The organism is Prescottella defluvii (genome assembly GCF_000738775.1).
Lineage (GTDB): Bacteria > Actinomycetota > Actinomycetes > Mycobacteriales > Mycobacteriaceae > Prescottella > Prescottella defluvii.
In genome coordinates this window covers 1-24,393 of sequence record NZ_JPOC01000033.1, presented here as the reverse complement: position 1 = coordinate 24,393, position 24,393 = coordinate 1, and the positions used below count along the sequence as shown (strand labels likewise).

General features: G+C 69.7%; 22 protein-coding genes. 8 read left to right on the top strand and 14 right to left on the bottom strand.

Annotated elements, in window-relative coordinates:
• Window positions 1-44: 44 nt before the first annotated feature.
• Both IJ15_RS0112795 and IJ15_RS0112790 read right to left on the bottom strand, forming a co-directional pair.
• Window positions 45-527: a dihydrofolate reductase gene (locus IJ15_RS0112795; protein ID WP_031938734.1), complete on the bottom strand. Its 483-nt coding sequence runs from the start codon at window positions 525-527 to the stop codon at window positions 45-47.
• Entirely contained in the window at window positions 527-1,369 is an 843-nt protein-coding gene (locus IJ15_RS0112790) for a thymidylate synthase (protein WP_051918830.1), read from the bottom strand. The genes IJ15_RS0112795 and IJ15_RS0112790 overlap by 1 nt, the downstream gene beginning before the upstream one ends.
• On the opposite strand from IJ15_RS0112790, the gene cobF reads away from it, so the two are divergent.
• A complete protein-coding gene (cobF, locus tag IJ15_RS0112785; RefSeq protein WP_031938732.1) occupies window positions 1,368-2,141 on the top strand; it encodes a precorrin-6A synthase (deacetylating) in 774 nt (257 codons plus the stop codon). The two genes, IJ15_RS0112790 and cobF, sit on opposite strands and share 2 nt — an antisense overlap.
• Window positions 2,142-2,257: 116 nt before the next feature.
• On the top strand, window positions 2,258-3,124 hold the full coding sequence (locus tag IJ15_RS0112780) for an Fpg/Nei family DNA glycosylase (RefSeq protein WP_031938731.1): 867 nt from the start codon (window positions 2,258-2,260) through the stop codon (window positions 3,122-3,124).
• On the opposite strand, the gene IJ15_RS0112775 is transcribed toward IJ15_RS0112780, so the two are convergent.
• From IJ15_RS0112775 to IJ15_RS0112760, 4 genes are read right to left on the bottom strand one after another with little or no spacing between them, the layout of a single operon-like run.
• Window positions 3,107-3,547 (bottom strand): GtrA family protein, encoded by a 441-nt coding sequence (locus IJ15_RS0112775; protein WP_031938730.1) that lies wholly within the window; start codon window positions 3,545-3,547, stop codon window positions 3,107-3,109. The two genes, IJ15_RS0112780 and IJ15_RS0112775, sit on opposite strands and share 18 nt — an antisense overlap.
• A gap of 58 nt (window positions 3,548-3,605) precedes the next feature.
• Window positions 3,606-5,081 (bottom strand): carboxylesterase/lipase family protein, encoded by a 1,476-nt coding sequence (locus IJ15_RS0112770; RefSeq protein WP_031938729.1) that lies wholly within the window; start codon window positions 5,079-5,081, stop codon window positions 3,606-3,608.
• Complete coding sequence (locus tag IJ15_RS0112765) at window positions 5,078-6,637, bottom strand: carboxylesterase/lipase family protein (protein ID WP_051918828.1); 1,560 nt, start codon at window positions 6,635-6,637, stop codon at window positions 5,078-5,080. Before IJ15_RS0112765 ends, IJ15_RS0112770 begins: the two co-directional genes overlap by 4 nt.
• Before the next feature lie 57 nt (window positions 6,638-6,694).
• Entirely contained in the window at window positions 6,695-7,315 is a 621-nt protein-coding gene (locus tag IJ15_RS0112760; RefSeq protein ID WP_031938727.1) for a hypothetical protein, read from the bottom strand.
• 107 nt (window positions 7,316-7,422) lie between these two features.
• On the opposite strand from IJ15_RS0112760, the gene IJ15_RS0112755 reads away from it, so the two are divergent.
• Entirely contained in the window at window positions 7,423-7,827 is a 405-nt protein-coding gene (locus IJ15_RS0112755) for a DUF4259 domain-containing protein (RefSeq protein ID WP_031938726.1), read from the top strand.
• On the opposite strand, the gene IJ15_RS0112750 is transcribed toward IJ15_RS0112755, so the two are convergent.
• Window positions 7,820-9,568 (bottom strand): N-acyl-D-amino-acid deacylase family protein, encoded by a 1,749-nt coding sequence (locus IJ15_RS0112750; RefSeq protein WP_031938725.1) that lies wholly within the window; start codon window positions 9,566-9,568, stop codon window positions 7,820-7,822. The two genes, IJ15_RS0112755 and IJ15_RS0112750, sit on opposite strands and share 8 nt — an antisense overlap.
• Before the next feature lie 46 nt (window positions 9,569-9,614).
• Entirely contained in the window at window positions 9,615-11,276 is a 1,662-nt protein-coding gene (locus tag IJ15_RS0112745) for a class I adenylate-forming enzyme family protein (protein WP_031938724.1), read from the bottom strand.
• Between the two features lie 155 nt (window positions 11,277-11,431).
• Between IJ15_RS0112745 and IJ15_RS0112740 the strand changes: the two genes are divergently transcribed.
• Complete coding sequence (locus tag IJ15_RS0112740) at window positions 11,432-12,085, top strand: TetR/AcrR family transcriptional regulator (RefSeq protein ID WP_407984087.1); 654 nt, start codon at window positions 11,432-11,434, stop codon at window positions 12,083-12,085.
• A 6-nt stretch (window positions 12,086-12,091) separates the two neighbouring features.
• Here the strand turns inward: IJ15_RS0112740 and IJ15_RS0112735 are convergent, their stop codons facing one another.
• From IJ15_RS0112735 to IJ15_RS0112725, 3 genes are read right to left on the bottom strand one after another with little or no spacing between them, the layout of a single operon-like run.
• Entirely contained in the window at window positions 12,092-13,555 is a 1,464-nt protein-coding gene (locus IJ15_RS0112735; RefSeq protein ID WP_031938722.1) for a dihydrolipoyl dehydrogenase family protein, read from the bottom strand.
• Window positions 13,556-13,612: 57 nt separating this feature from the next.
• Window positions 13,613-14,881 (bottom strand): hypothetical protein, encoded by a 1,269-nt coding sequence (locus IJ15_RS0112730; RefSeq protein WP_031938721.1) that lies wholly within the window; start codon window positions 14,879-14,881, stop codon window positions 13,613-13,615.
• Window positions 14,882-14,909: 28 nt separating this feature from the next.
• Window positions 14,910-15,674 (bottom strand): crotonase/enoyl-CoA hydratase family protein, encoded by a 765-nt coding sequence (locus IJ15_RS0112725; protein ID WP_031938720.1) that lies wholly within the window; start codon window positions 15,672-15,674, stop codon window positions 14,910-14,912.
• 76 nt (window positions 15,675-15,750) lie between these two features.
• Between IJ15_RS0112725 and IJ15_RS0112720 the strand changes: the two genes are divergently transcribed.
• Window positions 15,751-16,359: a TetR/AcrR family transcriptional regulator gene (locus IJ15_RS0112720; RefSeq protein ID WP_031938719.1), complete on the top strand. Its 609-nt coding sequence runs from the start codon at window positions 15,751-15,753 to the stop codon at window positions 16,357-16,359.
• A gap of 65 nt (window positions 16,360-16,424) precedes the next feature.
• Window positions 16,425-17,222, top strand: a complete 798-nt coding sequence (locus IJ15_RS0112715) for an FAD:protein FMN transferase (protein ID WP_031938718.1) — start codon at window positions 16,425-16,427, stop codon at window positions 17,220-17,222.
• A gap of 2 nt (window positions 17,223-17,224) precedes the next feature.
• Here the strand turns inward: IJ15_RS0112715 and pgi are convergent, their stop codons facing one another.
• A complete protein-coding gene (gene pgi, locus IJ15_RS0112710; RefSeq protein ID WP_031938717.1) occupies window positions 17,225-18,874 on the bottom strand; it encodes a glucose-6-phosphate isomerase in 1,650 nt (549 codons plus the stop codon).
• Window positions 18,875-18,973: 99 nt separating this feature from the next.
• Between pgi and IJ15_RS0112705 the strand changes: the two genes are divergently transcribed.
• The gene (locus IJ15_RS0112705) at window positions 18,974-20,425 is read left to right on the top strand and encodes an NAD-dependent succinate-semialdehyde dehydrogenase (protein ID WP_197059816.1); all 1,452 of its coding nucleotides are present in this window, start codon (window positions 18,974-18,976) and stop codon (window positions 20,423-20,425) included.
• 69 nt (window positions 20,426-20,494) lie between these two features.
• Here the strand turns inward: IJ15_RS0112705 and IJ15_RS0112700 are convergent, their stop codons facing one another.
• Entirely contained in the window at window positions 20,495-20,788 is a 294-nt protein-coding gene (locus IJ15_RS0112700) for a chorismate mutase (protein ID WP_031938715.1), read from the bottom strand.
• Between the two features lie 335 nt (window positions 20,789-21,123).
• Between IJ15_RS0112700 and pcrA the strand changes: the two genes are divergently transcribed.
• Entirely contained in the window at window positions 21,124-23,577 is a 2,454-nt protein-coding gene (gene pcrA, locus IJ15_RS0112695; protein ID WP_031938714.1) for a DNA helicase PcrA, read from the top strand.
• 84 nt (window positions 23,578-23,661) lie between these two features.
• On the opposite strand, the gene IJ15_RS0112690 is transcribed toward pcrA, so the two are convergent.
• On the bottom strand, window positions 23,662-24,393 hold a 732-nt coding region (locus IJ15_RS0112690), incomplete at its 5' end, for a M23 family metallopeptidase (RefSeq protein WP_031938713.1).

Here is a 24,393-nt window from a genome sequence, read left to right as displayed (position 1 = left end):
CCGGGTTATCGGGCTAACGGTTCGGACACCGTCGAGCGGGACGGTCAGCCGCGGACGTAGGTGAGGAAGCGGTAGCGCAGACCGGACTTCTCCGAGATGTGCCAGTCGCCCTCGTCGCCGACGACCCAGTCGTCGCCGATCTTCGGCGCGAAGGCATCGCCCTCGATGTCCGCGTCGATCTCGGTCACCGACAGCAGATCCGCGAATGGCATTGCCGCCGTGTAGATCTGGCTGCCGCCCATGACCCAGGCGGTGTCGCCTGCCAGGGTGAGTGCCTGCTCGATGCCGTGCGCGGTCTCCACGCCGTCCGCATTCCACCCGTCCTGGCGGGTGACGACGATGTTCCGGCGTCCGGGCAGCGGACGGAACTTCGGCGGCAGCGAATCCCACGTCAGCCGGCCCATCACCACGGGTTGGCCCATGGTGGTGTCCTTGAAGTGCGCCATGTCCTCGGGGACGCGCCACGGGATCGTGTTGTCGCGGCCGATCACCCCGGCCGTCGTCTGCGCCCAGATCAGACCGATCATCAGATCGCCACCGGCGCCTTGATCGCGGGGTGGTGGCGGTAATCGACGATCTCGACGTCTTCGAAGGTGTAGTCGAAGATCGAGTCCCGCTTGTTCAGTTTCAGCGTCGGATACGCCAGCGGCTCGCGCGAGAGTTGCTCGGTGACCTGGTCGACGTGGTTGTCGTAGATGTGGCAGTCGCCGCCGGTCCAGATGAAGTCGCCCACCTCGAGCCCGGCCTGCTGCGCCACCATGTGGGTGAGCAGCGCGTAGCTGGCGATGTTGAACGGCACGCCCAGGAACAGGTCGGCACTGCGCTGGTACAGCTGGCAGCTGAGCTTGCCGTCGGCGACGTAGAACTGGAAGAACGCGTGGCACGGCTGCAGCGCCATGTCGTCGAGGTCGGCCACGTTCCACGCCGAGACGATGATCCGGCGCGAGTCAGGGTTGGTCTTCAGCATCTCGATGACCTTGGTGATCTGGTCGATGTGTTCGCCGGACGGCGTCGGCCACGAGCGCCACTGCACGCCGTACACCGGGCCCAGCTCGCCGTCGGCGTCCGCCCACTCGTCCCAGATGGTGACGCCGTGCTCCCGCAGCCACTGGACGTTGGACTCGCCGCGCAGGAACCACAGCAGCTCGTAGACGATGGACTTGAGGTGCACCTTCTTGGTGGTGACCAGAGGGAACCCCTCGGCGAGATCCCAGCGCATCTGGTGTCCGAAGATGCTGCGCGTCCCGGTTCCGGTGCGGTCGGCCTTCGGCGTTCCGGTGTCCATGACGAGGCGGAGCAGGTCTTCATACGGCGAGTGCACGGACCCGAGTCTAGGTGGGGTCGTCGGTTGCCGGGACAATTGCCCCATGCGTGAGCTCCTCGTGATCGGCATCGGTGCCGGCGACCCCGACCAGGTGACGATCCAGGCCGTGAAGGCCATGAACCGGGCCGATGTGTTCTTCGTCATCGGGAAGGGCGACGAGAAGCAGGAACTCGTCGACCTGAGGACCACCATCCTGTCCGAGCACATGGACCGCGACTACCGGATCGTCGACATCGTCGACCCGCCGCGCGAGCGCAACAACGTGCCTTCTGTTCGCTCCGCGGGCTCCGCTCAGGCCGACTACGGCACCGTCGTCGACGACTGGCACGACCGTCGGGCCCAGGTGTTCGAGGAGAGGTTCGCGGCCGAGGACGGCGTCGGCGCGATCCTCGTGTGGGGCGACCCGTCGCTCTACGACAGCACGCTGCGGATCGTCGAACGCGTCCTCGCGCGCGGCAACGAGACCTTCGACTACACGGTGATCCCCGGCGTCACGAGCATCCAGTCCCTCGCCGCGCAACACCGCATCGTCCTCAACCGGATCGGCGAGCCCGTCCACGTCACCACCGGCCGCAAGCTCCGCGACGGTCTGCCCGACGGTGTCGGCACGGCCGTGGTGATGCTCGACGCCGAATGCAGCTTCACCCACGTGCCCGGTGACGACGCCGAGATCTGGTGGGGCGCCTACCTGGGCCTGCCCGACGAAGTCCTGATCTCCGGCAAGCTGCGCGAGGTGGAGGACGAGATCGTCCGCGTGCGCGCCGAGATGCGGGAGCGCAAGGGCTGGATCATGGACATCTATCTGATCCGTCGCTGAGCCTGCTGCGGTCGGCTTCCCGACGCCGCGCGCGAACTGGCGTCCTGCGCGCGCGACAGTGCGCGCGGGAGACGAATCCGCGCGCGGCCGTCGGTGCCCGGGCCTACGCTGACCCCATGCCCGAACTGCCCGAGGTGGAGGCCCTGGCACAGTTCCTGCGCGACCATGCGGTCGGCGCGGTGGTGGGGCGCGTCGACGTGGCCGCGCTGAGCGTGCTCAAGACGTTCGATCCGCCGATCAGCGCGCTGCAGGGCCGCAACGTGACCGGGGCGCGCCGGTTCGGCAAGCATCTCGCGCTGGACTGCGACGGGCTGTGGCTGATCACGCATCTGTCCCGGGGCGGCTGGCTGCGCTGGATCGACAACCCCAGCCCCGCGCCGCCCAAGCCGGGCAAGGGGCCGCTGGCGCTACGGGTGCACTTCTTCACCCCGGACGGCGAGACGCCCGCGTTCGATCTCACCGAGGCCGGGACCAAGAAGCGGCTCGCGGTGTGGGTGGTCGCCGATCCGGACGAGGTGCCGGGCATCGCGCGACTCGGGCCGGATGCGCTCGAGGTGACCCGCCCGCAGTTCGGCGAGATCCTCTCCGCGACCACCGCCCGGATCAAGACCGCGCTGGTGGACCAGTCGCTGCTCGCCGGGATCGGCAACGCCTACTCCGACGAGATCCTGCACGCCGCCCGGCTGTCGCCGTTCGCGACGGCGTCCAAGCTGACGCCCGACGAGGTGGACGCGCTGTACGACGCGATGCTGGCGGAACTGTCCGGCGCCGTCGAGCGCTCGGTCGGTCAGGAGGCTGCCCGGCTCAAGGGCGAGAAGCGGGCCGGGATGACCGTGCACGCACGGACGGGAATGCCGTGCCCGGTGTGCGGGGACACCGTGCGGGAGGTGTCGTATGCGGAGCGGTCGTTCCAGTACTGCCCGACGTGCCAGACCGGCGGGAAGGTCCTCGCGGACCGGCGGATGTCACGACTGCTGAAGTAGCCGGTCCCGGCGGCCGAACACCCAACCGCGCAGTGCGATGAACCGGAGACCGCCGACGACGCCGCTGACCGCGATCACCAGCGCGATCGAGACCAGACCGCTGACGTCGGGGAAGAAGAAGTGCAGCATGGCGAGCACCAGGGAACTGATGACGAGGCCGAGGAGCGCGAGCGCGCCGCCCTCCCACTGTGCGGCGAACCAGGGCACCCGGTCGGCGGCGCGGAAGGTGCGGCGGCGATGGAGTTCGTTGGCCAGGACCGTGCTCGTCGCGACGCCGACGGCGTTCGCCATCAGCGTCCCGTAGGCATCGAGGGCGAGGAACGACAGCGCGTACAGCACATTGCTGGATCCACCCACCAGGGCGAACCTGGTGAGCTGGGCGGCCCATCCGTCGCCGCCCAGGCGCCTGTCGAGCACGGACATCGGGTCTCCCACAGCCTGAGATTTGGTTGCAGTTTGCAACCATAACTCACGGGATATTTCAGTGCCGGTGCCGGTATCCCAGCCACGCCTCGCGGCGGGTGCGCAACGGATCCGACTCGACGCGGGACACCTCGTCGATGATCAGGGTCTCACGACGCTCCAGCGAGTACCGCGGCCAGGTCCCGAGCGGGCGCCCGCCGCGCGCGAAACCGAGCCAGTGGCCCTGCATCGTGTCGGTCACGGCGTCGAGTCCGCGGCGGCCGCCGAGCGAGGTGAGGGTGCGGGTTGCGGCACCCCGCGCACCGAACACGGCGAACAGTTCCGTCGCGTGCGTCGCTCCCAGTCCGCTCAGGCGCAGCAGTCGGGGCGCGAAGTCGTACCGGTACATGTAGGTGTCGCTGTGCCGGGTGTGCGCGTGGGCGCAGCGGACCGACGGCTCCCAGAAGACGACGTCACCGCCGAGATCGGCGGCGGCCCGCCGGCCCGGGTAGCCGGGATACGCGCCGATCACCCGGGTCCTGATCGCGGGATCGGTGTCGGCGAGCATCGTCTCGATCCGATCCCGGTTCGTGGGCAGGATGTCGAGGAAGCGCGGGAAGACCCGCCCCTCGTGCGCGTTGGTGCCGATCAGCAGCGGCACCCGGTGTTCGGTTCCCGCCTCGAATGCGTTCAGCGGGTGCTCCGGCAGCAGGTCGCCGTCGGAGACCGCGGCGAACGGGCGGGTGCCGGGCACCTCGTCGGCCCCGTGGGCGCTGAGAGTGGCCGCGGTGCGGACGAGCGCCTCGGGCGCCGCCGACACGAGATAGTCGGCGGCGTCCGCCCGCGACACCCCCGCGAGGTCCAGGAACTCCCGTGCCCACCGCGCCGCCAGTTCCCGGCTGTTCGAGGTGGCCGGGGGAGGGCTCTGGGCGATGGCACGCGCGAACAGGCCCTTCGCGGCCGGCGTGCACATCAGCGTCACGACGGCGTCGGCGCCGGCCGATTCGCCGAACAGTGTCACGTTCGCCGGGTCGCCGCCGAACGCGGCGATGTTGCGCTGCACCCACTGCAGTGCGGCGACCTGGTCACGAAGGCCGAGGTTGGTGTCGAACGGTCGCTCGGGCGTGGAGAACTCGGAGAAGTCGAGATAGCCGAGGGCGCCGAGGCGGTAGTTGAGCGAGACGAACACCACGTCGCCGCGGCGGACCAGCGCGGCGCCGCTGTAGAGCGGATCCGACGACGTCCCGGCCGTGTGCGCGCCGCCGTGCACGTACACCATGACCGGTCGGGCGACGGCACTCGGTTCCGCCGACCTCAGCACGTTGACCGTCAGGCAGTTCTCGTCCCCCCGGCGGCGCTGCTGCGGTGCCGGCGGCCCGAAGTCGGTGGCGTCGAGCACTCCGGCCCACGGCCGCACCGGTTCCGGAGCGCGTAGGCGCAGCGCCCCGACCGGGGGTGCTGCGTACGGAATCCCCCTCCACGACAGCAGGTCCGGAAGTCGGCGACCGCGAACCACGCCGTCCTGGAGGGTGACCTCGGGGCCGATGCCCGTCATGCCCGATGCTCGGGTCCGGTGCGGCCGCGCGCCGGGTCCTCGCCGCCGTATCCGCGGTAGTCGGCCCACGCGAGCCGCCGGTCCCGGCCCGGATCGCGTTCGATCCGGGTGGGAACGTCGACGACGAGGGTGCGGCGTACGTCGGCGTCGTAGGTAGGCCACCACGGTGCCGGTGACCCGTTGCGGGCGAACGAGATCCAGTGCTCCTGCACTCGCTCGGTGACGAAACGCAGTCCACGTCGGCCACCGACCGCGGTGAGGGCCCGTCCCGCGGCGGAATCGCCGTACCCGAACACCGCGAACAGTTCGAGTGCGTGTGTGGCGCCGAGGCCGAGTCGGTGCAGCAGGCGCGGTGCGAAGTCGAAGCGGTAACAGTAGGTGGGGGCGTGGGCGGAGTGCGCCTCGGCGATCTGGACCGACGGTCTCCAGAACGTCAGATCCCCGCCCAGGTCGATCGCCGCGACCGGATCCGGATAGCCGCCGTACGCGGCGACGACGCGTGCTCGGGCCTCCGGATCGGTGAGGGCGAACATCGCGTCGATGCGGGCGGCATCGGTGGGCAGGCCGTCGAGAACCTTGGGGAAGAGGGTGCCCTCACGGGCATTGGTGCCGATGATCAGCGGAATCCGGTGCGCGGTGCCGTCGGCGAATGCTCGCAGTGGTGTGACGGGCAGGTAGTCGCCGTCGACGACGGGGCCGAACGGGTGCAGCCCCGGCGTCTCGGCGAGAACCTTCGCGCCCAGTCGGTGTCCCGCCCTGCCGAGTTCTGCCGGGGTGGCCGCGGACAGGGCGGCCGCCGCCGCCCCAGTGTCGTCCGCGTTCGATCCGAGCAGTGCCATGAAGTCCCGCGCCCACTGCCGCGCGCGGGACGCGTCGTTCACCAGTACCGGTGCCGAACTCTCCGAGATCGCCCGCGCGAACAGCCCCCGCGCGGCCGGCGTCGCCATCAGCGTGGTCACCGAGGTGGCACCCGCGGACTCGCCGAACAGCGTGACGTTGTCGGGATCGCCGCCGAACGCGGCGATGTTCCGCTGCACCCACTCCAACGCCGCCACCTGGTCGCGCAGGCCCAGGTTGGAGTCGAACGACCGTTCGGGCGTGGAGAACTCGCTGAAATCGAGGTATCCGAGCGAGCCGAGCCGGTAGTTGACCGACACGAAAAGCACATCGCCCCGGCGGACGAGACGGTCCCCGCTGTACAGGTCCAGCGCGGTGGTGCCCATCGTGAAGGCGCCGCCGTGGATGAACACCATGACCGGACGCGGCGTCGAACTCGGGGTCGCCGGGGCGAGGACGTTGAGCGTGAGACAGTCCTCGGACATCGGCTGGTACCGGCCCGGCCGCAGTGCCGAGCCCATCCGGTGCTGCGGTGCGGCATCGCCGAACGCGGTGGCGTCGCGGACTCCGCTCCACGGTTCGGCGGGCTGCGGTGCGCGCAGGCGCAGCGGCCCCATCGGCGGCGCCGCGAACGGGATTCCGCGCCAGGCGAGCAGGTCGCCGATCCTGCGGCCGCGCACGACACCGTGGGTGGTGCCCACTTCCAGGCTCGGGGTCATGGCGCGACTATACGTCGGTGCGGGACTGCGATCGGGCGAGCCGGAACGGATCCCGAACTAGCCGAGCGTGCACCGTTCGGTGCCCCCGCGCGTCAGCGGGATCCCCGTCGTGGTGACCGTGCTGCGCGCGCTCGGCCCGATGCGGCCGCCGCGGGCGCTCCGTCCGTCCGGGCCGACGAGCATCGCAGGACGCGTCGCCGAACGCAGGGCCTTCCACACGACCGCGGTCTGCTCGCGTAACAGTCGAGCGGTGTCGGGATCGACCTCGGCTTCGGACCACCGCACCGCGAGCCTGCCCGCCTGGAATGCGGTGTCGTCGCCCGGGGAGTCGTCGTCCCGGCACCGCCCCCACTCCTCCTGCACCAGCCGAGAACGCAGGAGTTGCACGATCGCGCGCCGAGCCGGCCCCGGAGTGGTCCCGACGTCGTCGGCCGCCTCGACGCCGGCGGGCGGCGCGGCCCCGAACGGCAGGAGAAGGAAGGCCTGCACAGGCCCGCAGGCGAACGCCTCCTCGACCGCCCGGTGCAGATGGACCGGATGGAGGCCGACGGGGCCGGGACGGCTGCACATCCAGGCCGCGTCGGGAGCGGCCTCGGTGACGGCCCGTCCGACGAGAGCCTCGTCCTCGGGAGTGAGCCAGACGTGCGTCGATGTCGTTCGAGACCCCTTGTACGCCACTACGACAGGATGGCATCCCGGGCCGGACGGCGTCAGCAACCTGTCGGTGGCCGACCGTAGGGTCGTGGCAACGGGCCGACCGGCCGGCGGATCAGAAGGAGTGAGGCATGGGGACGTGGGGATCGGGACCGTTCGAGAACGACGGAGCGGGCGACCTGCTCGCTGCAATCCGGGCAGGTGACTTCGACATCGACGACTACACCCGGCACGTCGACGAGGAGTACCTCGAGGCGGACGACGCGCAGGCAGCCGTCGCGCTCGCGGAGGTCGTCGCAGTGGCCCACGGCCTCCGCCCGGCACCCGTACAGCTCGAGGGCATCGACGCCGCCGGGTACGCCCGGTCCCTGACCGCGGAGCAGCGCGCCTGGATCCTCACGACCCTCGAACGCACGATCGCCGACAGCGACACCTCCGAACTCCACGAGTTGTGGGCCGAGAACGGGCCCGAGGATCTCGCGGAGTGGCGGACACCGATCTCGAGCAGGTTGGAAAGCCTCAGGGCACTCAGCTGATTCGAGCCTTCAGGAAGGATCCGGTCCGCGACGAGCCCAGCACCGGGTCCGGCTGACCGTCACCGAAGACGTACCGGCCGCCGACGAGGACCGCGGACACGGCGTCGTCGTTGCGGTTCACCATCCGGGACAGGTTGTCGTACTCGGGGATCGGGCACTCGGCGTACGTGTCGAGTGAGGCGTCGAGATGCGCGGGGTCGATCACCACCAGATCGGCGCGGTCGCCTTCGCGCAGGTGCCCCGCATCCAGGCCGTACCAGTCGGCGAGTTCCCCGGTGAGCCGGTGCACGGCGCGCTCCGGTGACAGGAACGGTGTGCCCGCTTGCTCGGCGTCGCGCACCCGCCGCAGGAAGCGCAGGCCGAAGTTGTAGAACGCCATGTTCCGCAGGTGCGCGCCGGCATCTGAGAAGCCCAGTTGCACACCGGGATCGGCGGCGAGGATGTTCAGTACCTCGGGCCGGTGATTCGAGATCGTGGTACGCCACCGCACCTTGGGGCCGTATTCGACCACCAGGTCGAGGAAGGCGTCGACGGGGTGCACGCCGCCGCGGTCCACCCCGACCTGACCGAAGGTCTTGCCGATCACCGATTCGTCGGGGCACTCGACGATCTCGGCGTCGAAGAAGTCGCGGTGCCACACCCGCGGGCCGTACTTCTTGTCGTAGTCCTTGCGGAACCGGCGCCGGTAGCTCTCGTCGGCCAGCAGTGCCCGCCGCTCGTCGAGCTGGTTGGACAGGTGCAGCGCCGCCGCACCCGAGCCGAACTCCTCGAACACGGGGAGGTCGATGCCGTCGGAGTACACCTCGAACGGCACCGGCAGGTGCTGCCACCGGAAGTCGCCGCCGAGGCCGTTGAGGACCTTCGCCATCAGCGGAAAGAGTCGCGCGATGCCGGGGATCGCCTTGACGTCGGCGGCCGAGAGCAGGCTCGTCTTGAGCGGCTTGCGGAAGATGCCGAGGCTGCTGAGCGCCATCACCATCATGCTCTGCGGGCGGGCCACGTCCGGGCCGCCCTGCAGCGCGCGGCCGCGGCGCCGCAGGACAGCGTTGAGCCGGCGACGCTCCCGGGTGGTCGCGTACGTCGACGGCAGTGTGCGGGAACGGCAGACCTCGCCGTCGAGCTTGTCGAACATCAACTGCTGCGACGACATCCCGACGAACCCGGCGTCGAGGGCCTCGGTGAGTTGCCGCTCCATCGCGGTGAGTTCGGCCCCGGTGGGTGCGACCTCCTTGCGGGTGGCCCGGTCGAGACCCATCAGCGCCGCCCGCATGTCGGAGTGGCCGATGAACGCCGCGACGTTCGGTCCCAGGGGGAGCGATTCGAGCGCATCGACGTATTCGCGTGCCGAGTTCCACGTCTTGCGTTCCTCGAGGCCGTCGACGACGTGGCGGCGGGGGATCGCCTCCACCCGGCCGAACAGGTCACCCGCATCCGACGGGTCCACATGGATCGTCGACAGCGAGCACGAGCCCACGAACACGGTGGTGATGCCGTGCCGCACCGACTCGTCCAGCTGGGGCCGGAGCAGGACCTCGACGTCGTAGTGGGTGTGGATGTCGAGCATGCCGGGGATCACCCACTTGCCGGCCGCGTCGATCACCCGCGGGCAGTCGGTCTCGTCGATCGGCGCGGCGGAGACCGTGGCGACCCGGCCGTCCCGGATGCCGAGGTGCCGGGTCGCGGACGGTGCGCCGGTGCCGTCGAACCATCGGCCGTTCTTGACGATCGCGTCGTAGCTCATCGGAAAACTTGCCTCTTTCAGCGGTGGGTTCGGGAAACGGTGTCGCTCACAGGGTGATTTGTGTGCGCATCGTTTTTCCGGTCGCATTGCGCGGCAACGAGTCGGTGGTGATCTTCCAGCGAGTGGGCACCTTGAAGTACGCGAGTCGTTCGGACGCGAACTCCCGCAGTTCTTCTGCCGTCACCGACATCCCGGGCCGGACGACCACCACGGCGCCGACCTCCTGTCCCAGGTCGGCGTGGTCGATGCCGACCACCGCGGCCTCCGCGACCGCGGGATGCTCGTCGAGGCACTGTTCGATCTCGACCGGGTAGACGTTCTCGCCGCCGCGCAGGATCAGGTCGGAGCGACGTCCGGTGAGACGCACCATCCCGTTCTCGATGACGCCGAAGTCGCCGGTGTGCAGCCAGCGTCCGGGGCGGATGGCGGCGGCGGTCGCCGCCTCGTCGTCCCAGTAGCCGAGCATCACGTACGGGCTGCGCGCGCAGATCTCGCCCTCGGTCCCGTCGGACACCGGCTCTCCGAGCGAGTCGCGGATCTCCACGCTGACACCGATGATCGGCCGGCCGAGGGTGCCGGGGAACGCCTGCAGATCCATCGGCGTCGCCACCGAAATGGCGGTGCTGCACTCGGTGAGCCCGTAGCTGTCGACCAGCGCGTTGCGGGCGAACGGCAGCTTCTCGCGCAGTCGCTGCTGGAAACCCGGAGACGACGGCGCCGACGCGAGCGCGAACGAGGTCAGCGACGACAGGTCGTACCGCGTCACGTCGTCGTGTTCGAGGAGCCGGCCCGCCATGGTGGGCACCGCACCCCAGTTGGTGACCCGCTCGCGCTCGATCAACCGCAGCACCCGGTCCGCGTCGAACGACCCCTGATGGATCACGACCGCGCTGCCTGTGGCGAGACGCGGGACGACGAGGTTGTGCAGGCTCGCGATGTGGAACAGCGGTGAGGTCAACAGGTACCGCAGGTCGCTCGGCGCATCGGAGTGCGGGTCGCCGCCGGTGAACGCTGCCGCCAGCGCGTCGCTGTATCGGTGATATCCGATGACGGACAACAGGTTCCGGTGCGAGTGGACGGCGCCCTTCGGGCGGCCGCTGGTGCCGCTGGTGTAGAGGATCACCGCAGGATCGTCCTCGGCGACGTCGGTGTCGGGCAGGTCGGTGCCCGCGAACTCCTCGATCAGTTGCGGCAGGTCCTGCTCCATCGTGAGGACCGGGACGCCGACGTCGAGTCCGTCGAGGACGGCTGCCCGCTTGGCGTCGACGATCAGTGCCGACGGCCGCGCGTGACCGATGCCGTACTCGATCTCCCGCGTGGTCCACCACGCGTTGAACCCGACCGCGATCGCGCCCAGTGCCTGTGCGGCCCAGAACGATACGACCCACTCGGGGGCGTTGGCGGCGAGGATGCCGACACGATCGCCCTTGCCGACGCCATACTTTTCGCGCAGGGCGCGGGCCAGCGCGGCAGCGGCCGCCCCGTGCTCGGCGTAGCTCATTCGGCGGTCCTCGGTCACCAGGTAGTCGCGGTCACCGAAGGTGATGGACGTGGCCAGGACATCGCCGAGAGACCGATCGCGGTGCTTCATCACCGGTATCCGGACGCCGAGGACGTCCTCTTCGTGGAGTTCGAACGGGCCGCCCGGCCCTGTCAATCCGGCCATGACGGACGCGATGTAGGCCTGCGGGTCGACAGACTTGGTCACGGGATGGTTCCTTTCGACGCGGGCAGTCGTCGCCGTGGTCGACACCGGCGCACTCCAAGGTGATGTGCGTCATATTTCAGTCCGGCTGACGATGTGTCAAGTGAATGACGATCCGTAGTTCGAATCAGCGATTCGACTTGCCTGGGCCCGTCCGTGTGGGCGATCGTCTAGGCGTGGGAGCTGCTGCGGACGAGATCAAGAGCCGGCGGGGAAGCCTGCGGGACGAACAGAAACGGTGGACCCGTACCCGGCTGATGGAGTGTGCTCGGGAACTGTTCTGCGCGCACGGCTACGCGGCGGTCACCGTGGACGACATCGCCGCCGCGGTCGGGTGCAGCCGCGCCACGTTCTACCTGCACTTTCCCGGCAAGGTCGAGATTCTGCGGGCTATCAGCACGGAGAAGATGGTGCCGAGCGTCTTCGCGTTCTATGCGGACCTCGATCGTGTGCTCGACACCGGCTCCCGCGCCGAGTTCACGGCCTGGGTGAACCGGGCCATCGACTGGTTCGACGAATGCAAGGACATCCTGCCCGCGTGGGACGAGGCCGTCGCCCTCGAACCCACGTTCCGTGAGACGTCCCGCGACGGAATCGTGGCCCTGCCCAACTCGATGACGCAGTACCTCGCGCGCTGGCCGCAGCACCGGCAGGACGAGGCCCGGTTGCGGATCGAGCTGCTCGTCGCCCAGCTCGAGCGGTTCTTCACCCGGTGGGCCCTGCAGGGGACGATCGAGGTCCCCCGCGAGCAAGCGGCCGAAGTGCTCACCGACATCTGGTTCCCGGCGCTCAGCGCGCCGATCGCCCCGTGACAGGGATCAGCCGGTGCGCCGGGACTGTCGCCGCGCCTCGAGCAGGCGCAGCCACACCTCGCTGACCGTCGGGTACGACGGGACCGCGTGCCACAGCGTCTCGACCGGCACCCGGCCCACCACCGCGACCGTCGCCGCGTGTACCAGTTCCGCGACCCCGGACCCGACGAACGTCGCGCCCACCACGGTGTCGGTGGCCCGGTCGATCACCAGTGCGGCACGTCCGGTGTAGTCGTCGCGGGACAGGGCGGCGCCGGCGACGTCGATGTCCACCTCGACCACCTCGACGTCCAATCCGTCTGCGCGGGCTTGACGTTCGGTACGGCCCACCGCGGCGACCTCCGGCGTCGTGAACACCACCTGCGGCACCTGCCCGTGATCGGCGGACGCCACGAACCGCGGTCCGTCGAGCGGGCGGCCCTCCGCCCGCGCCGCGATCACGTCGCCGCACACCCGCGCCTGGTACTTGCCCATGTGGGTGAGCGGGGAGCGGCCGTTGACGTCGCCCACCGCATACAGCCAGTCGCCGTCGACGCCTACGGCCGTGAGGTGGTCGTCGACGGCGACGTAACCGCGGCCGGGCAGGCCGAGCGCCTCGAGCCCCAATCCTGCTGTGGCAGGGGTACGTCCGGTCGCGACGAGGATCTCGTCGACTTCCGTTCCGGAGTCGGAGTCGGCGCCGCTCAGCGTCAGTGTGACGGGTCCGCCGTGGATATGGCCGATGCCGGTGTCCGACGGGTCGGTCCGGGACACCGACTCGAGTCCCGTGCCGAAGCGCAAACCGATACCGTGCTTGCGCATCTTCTCGGCCACCATCGTGCCGGCGAACGGTTCGGTGCGGCTGAGCAACTCGGATCCCCGGACGACGAGCGTCACCTCGTCGGCCCCCAGCTCGTGCAACCACGTCGCGGCCTCGCAGGCCACCACGCCCCCGCCCACCACCGCGAGGCGTTTCGGGATCTCACGGACGTTCGTGGCGTCGCGCGACGTCCACGGCAGCGCCTCGCGCAGTCCCGGGACTCCGGGGACGGTGGCGGTCGTGCCGGTTGCGAGGACCACCGCGTGCCGGGCCCGCAACACCCGATCGCCCACGGTCACCTCGCGGACACCGGTGAGCGCCGCGCTGCCGCGGATCACGTCGATACCGACCGAATCGGCCCACAGGACCTGCGACGAGTCGTCGAGGTTGTGCGTGAAACCGTCCCGGCGGGCGAGCACCGCCGCCACGTCCAGTCCGTACGCGTTGACCTTCTCCTCCACACCCGGCATGTGCCGCGCGGTGCCGAGCACCTCCACCGGCCGCAGCAGCGCCTTCGACGGCATGCACGCCCAGTACGAGCACTCGCCGCCCACCAGCTGGTGCTCGACGAGTGCCGCGGTGCGGTCGCTTCCGGCGATGGCGTAGGCCGCCGCGTTCTCCCCGGCCGGCCCGCCTCCGATCACGATGACATCGAACTCTTCGGGAGCCATGAATCCACGGTAGGCCCGGGAGCGGGGTTTCGCGTGAGGTTCTGCTGTTCCCTCTCCTCACCACGACCGTGCGGTGAGCCCCCACTTCGCGAGATGCGCCACCGTGAGATCCCGCAACCGCTCGCCGCTGTCGAAGCGCACCGGATCCACGCCGACCAGGGACAACGTGTACGTGCCGTCGAGTGCGCACAGGTACGCAGACAGGTGGGTGGTGGTTCGCGCCGGATGGTCGACGGTGAGTCCCGGGTGCATCGCCCTCGTCGCTATCCCGGTGGTGCGGTACGGACCGAGTGATGCCAGCGAGTCGGGCAGTCGCCCGATGTTCGAGCACAGGGCATCGAGTTCACCGGCCCCTGAGGTGAGGCGGGCCGCGATCCGGTCGGGAAGGACCTGCGCGGTCTCCTCAGGGAACCCCGACGGTGCACCCATCGGGCGGGCAGCGAAGGCCTCGCGGCTCGACTCGCGGATGTCGGCGAGTGAATCGGTCGGTGTCACAACCACTTCGGTGATGACCATCGCATTGTCGACGGCGTCGGAGGTGCGCGTGTCGACCGGCACACTGATGTGCAGCGGCATCGGCACACCGGCTGCGTCGGCGACGGCAGTGACCAGGGCGAGGAACAGTCCGTTCGCGGTGCCGCCCTCGGCGGCGGCGGCCGCGTCCCATGCCCCCGCGTCGACATCGACGATCGCTGCGCAAGTGCCGGTGGTGCTGTGCGGCCGCGACTGCCGGCCGGCGTCCGTCGTCTCACGGAACTCGCGCAGTTCACGCCGGCGCCGGGCGCTGAACGCGAGACCCAGCGACGCCTTGGCACCACCGATCAGGACGGTGCCGACGGTCCGGAGAGCGTCCACGACGTCGGACGTCCGCGTCGGCGCCGGGCCCGGGGGCCGTCCGGCGAGGGCCGCATCCACAGCCGACACGAGACCGCGGGCGTCCGCGACGACATGCGAACACACCAGCGAGATCACGGTGCCGCCGCCGGCGACCGGCGCCGCCGACAGGGCCCACCCCGGCCCGAACTCGGGGTCGACGGCAACCGTGGACCGCGCGTCGGCCCACCGCACCACGTCGTCGACCGGGTCCCGGTCGTAGCGGAGGGGATGAGCCGCCGTGCTGGTATCCCAGCGCAGCCGGGCGCCGGGCACCCGCGGTCGGACGACCCGCCGGGCCAGCGCCCCGCGCCGGAGTCCGTCGTGCACCGACTCGAGGACCGCGGCATCCACGGGTTCGGTGGTGCGCCACAGACCCTGCATCACGATCGGCAATCCGTAGCCGTGATGTCGGCGCAGGAATATCTCGTCCACCATGGTCAACCGGTCCATGGGACCGGACGTTACAGCCAGCCGAGCCTCATCCGTCGAAGGCTCCGTGTCGGCCCTCGCCGGCCGCGAACCGGGCGGCGCCACCGAGTGCGTCGACGGTGACCGCGACCATGCCGTGCCGGAACTCGGACGCCAGAGCGTCCTCCTCGGACAACCCCTCCTGCTCGAGTGCCGACATCCGGTCTTCGCGCAGACAGGTCTGCGGGAAACCGGCGAGTCCGGCGGCCAACTCCTCGGCCGCGGTCCGCGCCTGCCCGGTCGGAACCACCCGATTGACGAGGCCGATCGCGAGTGCCTCCTCGGCGTCGACCGCGCGGCCCGTCAGGATCAGGTCCATCGCGCGTCCCGCACCGATGACGCGGGGCAGTCGCACGGTGCCACCGTCGATCAGCGGAACGCCCCACCGCCGGCAGAAGACGCCGAAGACGCTGTCGGACTCCGCGACTCGCAGGTCCGCCCACAACGCCAACTCCAGACCGCCGGCCACCGCGTGCCCTGAGATCGCGGCGATCACCGGCTTCGACAGCACCATACGAGTCGGCCCCATCGGTCCGTCGCCGTCGGGGGTGACGTGGTTGGACCGGTCCGTGCCCAGAGCCTTCAGGTCGGCGCCCGCGCAGAACGTGCCGCCCTCACCCCACAGGACCGCGACCGCCGCGTCGGGATCGTTGTCGAACTCGCGGAACGCTTCGGCCAGAGCTGCCGCGGTGGGCCCGTCCACCGCGTTGCGCACCTCGGGCCGGGACAACACGATGGTCGTGACGGGCCCGCTTCGCTCTGTCCGCACCGACATGGTTCGACGCTACCCGCGGTGGCCGCGTGGGAAGGGGGAATCGTGGGTTCGCAGGCCGTACTGGAACACTGATCCCATGGCCTATCGTCGAACCCCCGCCGTCGAGGCGCGTCTCGCGGCTCAACGCGACGCCATCTTCCAGGCCGCGGTCGCGGTGCTGTCCGAGGAGGGCTACCAGGCGTTGACGATCGCGGCGGTCGCGACCCGCGCGGGAGTTGCGACCGGCAGTGTCTACACGCACTTCTCGGGCAAGTCGGATCTCGTGGTCGCGGTGTTCCGCGAGATCGTCGGTCGTGAGGTCGCCGAGGTGAACATGGCTGCGGGGCCGGGCCGTTCGGCCGCCGAGCGGATCGCGGCGGTCATCGAGACTTTCGGCGGACGCGCCCTGCGCAACCCGAAGCTGGCGTACACGCTGCTTGCGGAACCTGTCGACGCGGCGGTCGACGCGGAACGCCTCATCTTCCGGCGTACCTTCGCCGACGCGTTCGCTGCCGCCGTCGCGGACGGCATCGCCGCCGGCGAACTCGGGCCCCAGAACGTTCCGCTGGTGGCGGCGTCGCTGGTCGGCGCCACCGCCGAGGTCCTGACCGGTCCGCTCGCATCCGGCGGCGCCGAACCCGACGTGATCGAGGACCTGGTCCAGTTCGCGCTCACCGCGGTCGGCGGTGTGCACGCGGCACGCTGACCAGCATGTTTGCCGTGCAGGAGCATACTGGGTGCAGCGAATGTCCTTTCATCACGGAGCACGTCATGCTTGTCCACACGAGATGGAGCGCCTGGGACGAGGAGATCGAGGTCCAGGTCACCGAAGCCGCGGCGCTGGGGCCCGCGGCGGGACTCGTCAGCGTGGTCCTCGCCGAGTCCGAGGCCTCCTGCAGTCTCCACCGCGGCGACGCCGAGATCCACGCGGTCAACCTGGCACAGGGGCTACCGGTGCGAGTCAGCGTCCGCCTGGCCAGGCTCCTGCGCTCGGCGCTCTGGGTGGCGCGCATGACCGACGGGGTGGTCAGCCCACTCGCCTTCGAGGAACCGCCGTCGAGTATCCCGTCCATCCATCCGGAACCCACGTTCGCGGACGTGCAGATCCACGACGACACCGTGCTCGCGCCGTGGGGGGTGTCGTTCGACATCGCCGACACCGCGAAGGCGGACACCGCGGACCGGGCGGCCGCCCTGGTCGCCGACGAGCTCGAGTGCGGTGCACTCGTCCGCATCGGCGGCAATGTCGCGACGGCCGGGCACTGTCCGGCCGGGGGATGGCAGGTCCCCGTCCCCGGTGACGGGGCGATCGAGTTGCCCGCTGGAACCGCACTGGCGACCGACTCCGCCGACCGCACCCGGACGAGTGAAGGTGTCGGCGGCAGTTGGGAACAGGTCACCGTGATGGCCGAGGACGCGCTGTGGGCGTATGCGGCCGCGGCGTCGTCGAACCGACGGAGTCTCGGCGCGGTGGCCTGGCTCGAACAACAGGAACTGGCCGCCCGACTCGTCGACCACGACGGGCGCGTCTACATCACGTGCGGATGGAGCCATCCACACGCGGCGTGAGCTCAGACGGCCCGGCCGCGCTGGCTCCGGTACCAGCGCACCAGGGTATCGGTCGACGAATCGTCCTGCCGCGGAGGAGCTTCCGCGGAGGTCAGGACGGGGCCCAGCTCGAGAGCCTGGGTCTTGCCGAGTTCGACACCCCACTGGTCGAACGAGTCGATGCCCCAGATCACGCCCGCGACGAACACCTGGTGCTCGTACAGCGCGATGAGCTGACCGATGACCGCCGGCGTCAGCCGTGGGGCCAGGACCGTGGTGGACGGCCGGTTGCCCGGCATCACCTTGTGCGGCACCAGATCCGGTGCGGTGCCCTCGGCGGCGATCTCCTCGGCGGTCTTGCCGAACGCGAGCACCTTCGTCTGCGCGAACAGGTTGCTCATGAGCAGATCGTGCATGCTGCCCGTGCCGTCCGCGGTGGGCAGATCGTCGGTGGGCTCGGCGAAGCCGATGAAGTCGGCCGGGACCAGGCGGGTGCCCTGATGCAGCAACTGGTAGAAGGCGTGCTGGCCGTTGGTGCCCGGCTCGCCCCAGAAGATCTCACCGGTCTTGGTGGTGACCGGTGAGCCGTCGGCGCGCACCGACTTGCCGTTGGACTCCATCGTCAGCTGCTGCAGATATGCGGCGAACCGGGCCAGGTCGTTTGAATAGGGAAGCACTGCACGGGATTCGGCATCGAAGAAGCTCGAGTACCAGACGCCGATCAGTCCGAGCAGCACCGGCGCGTTCTGCTCGAGCGGCGCGGTCCGGAAGTGTTCGTCGATGGTGTGGAACCCCGACAGGAACTCGGCGAACCGTTCCTTGCCGATCACTGCCATCACCGACAGTCCGATCGCCGAATCCACCGAGTAGCGGCCACCCACCCAGTCCCAGAACCCGAACATGTTGTCGGTGTCGATGCCGAACTCCGCGACCCGCTGGGCGTGCGTGGACACCGCGACGAAGTGCTTGGGCACCGCGCCCTCGCCGAGTTCGTCGACCAGCCACCGGCGCGCCGCCGACGCGTTGGTGAGCGTCTCGAGCGTCGAGAACGTCTTCGACGCGACCACGAACAGCGTTGTGGCCGGATCGAGGTCGGCGAGCGTTCCCACCAGATCCGACGGATCGACATTCGAGACGAACCGCGCCGAGATCCCGGCGTCCGCGTAGTGGCGTAGTGCGCCGCACACCATCACCGGTCCGAGATCCGAGCCGCCGATACCGATGTTGACGACCGTGCGGATCCGTTCACCGGTGGCGCCGCGCCACTGCCCGGACCGGAGTCGGTCGGTGAAGTCGCCCATGCGGCGCAGGACGTCGTGCACGTCCGCGACGACGTCCTGGTCGTCGACGGTCAACTCCGCATCGGCCGGCAGCCGGAGCGCCGTGTGCAGCACCGCGCGGTCCTCGGACGTGTTGATGTGAGCTCCCGCGAACATGTCGTCACGGCGCTGCTCGACGTGCGCGGCGCGCGCCAGCTCGAGCAGCAGCGCGAGGGTTTCACGGGTCACACGGTGCTTGCTGTAGTCGACGTACAGGTCGCCGGCGGTGACCGTCAGATCGGTGCCTCGCCGGGGATCCTGTGCGAACAAGTCTCGTAGATGGGCAGATTCGATCACTCGATGATGCGCATCCAGGTTCTTCCAGGCTGCGGTACCGGTGATGTCTGTGCTCATGGACGCAGCTTATCGGCACCGCGTGCGAACACGCTGTCGGCTCTCGGTCACCGACACGGAACCGCTCGCGGGGCGCGGACTCGGCGCATGATGGAGATCATGAACCCAGCCGAATTGATTCGTGCCGTTCCTACCAAGCTCTGGATCGGGGGCACCCCCGTCGACGCCGAGAACGGTGCCACCTTCCCCGTGTACGACCCCGCGACCGGTGACGTCCTCACCCAGGTCGCGGACGCCAGTCCCGGCGATGCCGTGAAGGCGCTCGACGCGGCCGCGGGCGCGCAGCCGGGCTGGGCCGCGACCCCGGCCCGCGACCGCGGTGAACTTCTCCGTTCGGTGTTCGAGAAGATCACCGCCCGCGCCGAGACGTTCGCGCAGTTGATGACCCTCGAGATGGGCAAGGCGCTGCCCGAGAGCCGGGCCGAGGTGAAGTACGGCGCCGAGTTCTTCCGCTGGTTCGCCGAGGAGGCCGTCCGGATCGAGGGCAGCTACCAGTCGGCGCCGGCCGGCAATGGCCGCATCCTCGTCAGCAGGCAACCGGTCGGCCCGTGCCTGGCGATCACCCCGTGGAACTTCCCGCTCGCGATGGGCACCCGCAAGATCGGGCCCGCGCTCGCCGCCGGCTGCACCATGATCGTCAAGCCCGCGTCGGAGACGCCGCTGACGATGCTCGCGCTCGCGGAACTGTTCGTCGAGGCGGGGCTGCCGCCGGGCGTGCTGTCGGTGCTGCCGACGTCGCATTCGAGCGCCGTCACCGAGCCGCTGCTCGCGGACCCGCGCCTGCGCAAGCTCACCTTCACCGGGTCCACCGGCGTCGGCCGACTGCTGGTCGAGAAGTCCGCCGAGGGCTTGCTGCGGACATCCATGGAACTCGGCGGCAACGCGCCGTTCGTCGTGTTCGAGGACGCCGATGTCGATGCGGCCGTCGACGGAGCGATGCTCGCGAAACTTCGCAACGGCGGCGAGGCGTGCACGGCTGCGAACCGTTTCCACGTCGCGAACGCGGTCCGGGAGGAGTTCACCGCGAAACTCGCCGAACGCATGGCAGCGGCGAAGATGGGCCCCGGTATCGACCCCGAGACGACGCTCGGTCCACTGATCAACCGCGATCAGCTCGACACCGTCACCGACCTGGTCGACGACGCCGTCCGGGCCGGAGCGAAGGTACTGCTCGGCGGGGACGCCCCGGGCGGGCCGGGCTGGTTCTACCCCGCGACCGTCCTCGCCGACGTCCCGGCGTCCGCCCGGATCCTGCGCGAGGAGGTGTTCGGTCCCGTCGCCGCGATCACCGGCTTCGACACCGAGGACGAGGCGATCGCCGCCGCCAACGACACCGAGTTCGGACTCGCCGCGTACATCTACACCCGCGATCTGGACCGGGCCCTGCGCGTGGCGGACGCTCTCGAGACGGGCATGGTGGGCGTCAACCGCGGCGTCATCTCCGACACCGCGGCCCCGTTCGGCGGCGTCAAGGCGTCCGGGTTCGGGCGGGAGGGCGGCAGCGAGGGCATCGCCGAGTACCTCGAGACCAAGTACATCGCACTGACCTGAGCCCGACGTACGAGAACCGCCCGATCACAGGATCGGGCGGTTCTCGGATGACGCTCGGTGCGGGTGCGGTCAGTGCCCCAGCCGGCCGCGCCCGAGGCGCAGCAGCAGCATCGCGAGGGTGTGGCCCTCCTGGCCGAGTTCGCTGAACCGCTCGAGGACCTTCATCTCCCGGCTGTGCACCAGTCGGGGACCGCCCGACGCCATCCGGGTACGCCCGATGATCTGGGACACCTCGCTGCGGCGCTTCACAGCCGCGAGAATCTCGGCGTCGAGGCGGTCGATCTCCTTGCGGAGTTCGTCGATCTCGGCCTCGCTCGCAGGGACGGGTGACTCGGATGAAGGAGTTGCGGTCGGAATGCTCATAGTCTTCTCCTCGTGTCAGAACTAGGTTCGTTCGGTTCGCTCGAGTCGTTACGAATCCGGGTCCAGCTCACAAGAACGCCCCGGGATCCGGTGTGGACCTCGGGGCTCGCGGGGGATCAGGCCGCGGGCACCATAGGCCGGTACCCGCTCGGAAATCGCCAGTGCTCACGGGGCGAGCGCCATCGGGCACCCGACTGATGCCCCAGCGTGGCAATGATCATCACTCCAGTTTGCCACGCGCAGGAGACCAACCCAAGCAGAGGTGACTGCCTTCACCGTCGTCGTGATCGGGTAGCTGCCGAAGTGTCGGACTTCGCCGGTAGCGTGGACAGGCGATGAACACGATTCCCGGCTCCACGATGTCGTCCTCCGGTTCCCTCCTCGAGGGTCTCAACCCGCAGCAGCGCGAGGCCGTCCTGCATGCGGGATCGCCGCTGCTCATCGTGGCCGGCGCCGGTTCCGGCAAGACCGCGGTCCTCACCCGACGAATCGCGTATCTGCTGGGTGAGCGCGGCGTGATGCCCGGACAGATCCTGGCCATCACCTTCACCAACAAGGCCGCCGCCGAGATGCGCGAGCGGGTGGCCCAGTTGGTAGGCCCCCGGGCCAACAGCATGTGGGTCTCGACGTTCCACTCGAGCTGTGTGCGGATCCTGCGGGCGCAGTCCGCGTTGCTGCCCGGCCTGAACTCGAACTTCTCGATCTACGACGCCGACGACTCCCGCCGCCTGCTGACGATGATCTCCAAAGATCTGGACATCGACACCAAGCGTTTCTCGGCCCGATTGCTCGCGACGCACATCTCGAACCTCAAGAACGAGTTGATCGATCCCAGTGAGGCGGAGGCGGCCGCCGCGGCCGACGACGCCGGCGATCTCGACAAGCTCGTGGCGCGGGTGTACGCCCACTACCAGCAGCGACTGCGGGCCGCGAACGCGATGGACTTCGACGACCTGATCGGCGAGACCGTCGGACTGCTGCAGGCGTTCCCGCAGGTCGCGGAGTACTACCGGCGGCGATTCCGGCACGTGCTGGTCGACGAGTACCAGGACACCAACCACGCCCAGTACGTGCTGGTGCGCGAACTGGTGGGGGAGCCGAGCGACGACCCGCACGCCGTACCGCCGGCCGAACTGTGCGTCGTGGGTGACGCGGACCAGTCGATCTACGCGTTCCGCGGTGCGACGATCCGCAACATCGAGGAGTTCGAGCGCGACTACCCGGACGCCCGGACGATCCTGCTCGAGCAGAACTACCGGTCCACGCAGAACATCCTGTCGGCCGCGAACTCGGTGATCTCCCGCAACACCGGTCGTCGCGAGAAGCGCCTGTGGACCGACTCCGGCGAGGGCGAACTCATCACCGGCTACGTCGCCGACAACGAGCACGACGAGGCCCAGTTCGTCGCGTCGGAGATCGACCGCCTGGTCGACGCCGGGGATGCGAAGTTCGGTGACGTCGCGGTGTTCTATCGGACGAACAATTCCTCCCGTGCGCTGGAAGAGATCTTCATCCGCCTCGGCATCCCCTACAAGGTGGTCGGCGGTACCCGGTTCTACGAGCGCAAGGAGGTCCGCGACATCGTCGCGTACCTGAGGGTGCTCGCGAACGAGGACGACACGGTGAGCCTGCGCCGCATCCTCAACACGCCCCGTCGCGGCATCGGGGACCGCGCCGAGGCATGTGTGTCGGTGTACGCCGAGCAGAAGGGGGTCGGGTTCGCGCAGGCCCTCCGCGCCGGCGCCGAGGGTGTCGTGCCGCTCCTCAACACCCGGTCCGCGAAGGCCATTGCGTCGTTCCTCGAGCTGATGGACGGGCTGCGGGGACTGATGGTGAGCACCGACGCCGACGGCAACGATCTCACCGACATCGGTGAGATCATCGAGGCCGTCCTCGACCGCACCGGGTACCGCAGCGAACTCGCGGCCAGCAGCGATCCGCAGGACGGTGCCCGGCTCGACAATCTCCACGAATTGGTGAGCGTTGCAAGGGAATTCAGTTCCGACGCCCGCAACGCCGCCGCCTTCGCGGAGGACAACGGGGACATCGACGCCGACGAGACGGTCGACGACGAGGGACTGCCCGATCCCGGTTCGCTGGCGGCCTTCCTCGAACGGGTGTCGCTGGTCGCCGACTCGGACCAGGTGCCCGACTCGGGCGAGGGTGTCGTGACGCTGATGACGCTGCACACCGCGAAGGGGCTCGAGTTCCCGGTGGTCTTCGTGACCGGCTGGGAGGACGGACAGTTCCCGCACATGCGCGCGCTCGGCGACCCGGCGGAGTTGTCGGAGGAGCGGCGCCTGGCGTATGTCGGTATCACCCGGGCCCGGCACCGGCTGTACCTGACCCGCGCGATCGTGCGTTCGGCGTGGGGGCAGCCGGTCACCAACCCGGAATCGCGCTTCCTGCAGGAGATTCCGGCGGATCTGGTGAACTGGCGGCGCGAGGACCCGGGTGTGCTCGGTGCCGGCGGAGCCATCGGTGGTGGTCGCGTGCGCGGCCAGGGGTACGGCGGATCCGGTTACGGTGGTTCGGGATTCGGCGCTTCGGGTTTCGGGGGCGGCGGTGGCCGGAGTGCCGGTGCGACGCCGAGTTTCGGGGCTCCCCGCGGACGCAACAACAACCTGGTGCTCGCGGTCGGGGACCGGGTCAGTCACGACAAGTACGGGCTCGGCAAGGTTCTCGAGACGAAGGGCGCCGGACCGACCGCCACCGTGACGATCGACTTCGGTTCGGCCGGCAAGGTGCGGTTGATGCTGATCGGTGGCGTCCCCATGGTCAAGCTCTGACCCGAGCATCACAAGCGAAAACGCCTCCGGCCCAAGCGAAATGCTTGCGCCGGAGGCGGTCGTGGATCTGGGGGTGCGGCCGGATCAGGGCTGCTCGACGCCGAGGCTGATGCCACGGGTGGCGAGCCAGGGGAGCGGATCGATCTTGTTCTCGCCGCCCAGGTGCACCTCGAAGTGCAGATGCGGACCGGTGGAGAAGCCGCGGTTGCCCATCGTGGCGATCTGGTCGCCGGCCATGACGTTCTGGCCGACCGTCACGAGAGAGTCGTTGATGTGGCCGTACACGGTGATGGTGCCGTCGGCGTGCTGGAGGCGCACCCACATGCCGAAGCCGGCCGCCGGGCCGGAGTCGATGACCACGCCGTCGGCGACGGCGTAGATCGGGGTGCCGATGGCGTTCGCGATGTCGACGCCGGCGTGCAGGGTGCCCCAGCGGGCTCCGTACGACGACGTGTAGGTGCCGTGAGCGGGCAGCGCGAACAGTGGGCGGCGGGCGGCGGCCTCACGGGCGGCGCGCTCCTCGCTGAAGCGCTGGCCCTTGGCCAGGAGGTTGGAGAACTGCCCCAGATCGGTGGGGTTCGCGACCGCGAGCACCTGGGGTGCCGAGCTGTCGGCGGAGGAATTCTTGGCAACGTCGCTGAACTGGGCGGCCTGCGGAACGGCGGTGGTTGCGGGAGCGCCCGAGGCGGTGAGGGCGACCTCGGAGTGGTCGGAGTTCCCGGCCGGCGAGTTGGTTGCTGCCTGGCCTGCGGCGACGACTGCGCCGGCGGCTACCGCGATGACTGCGGCGCGGCCCTTGAGGGCGGAGGGGGGGGT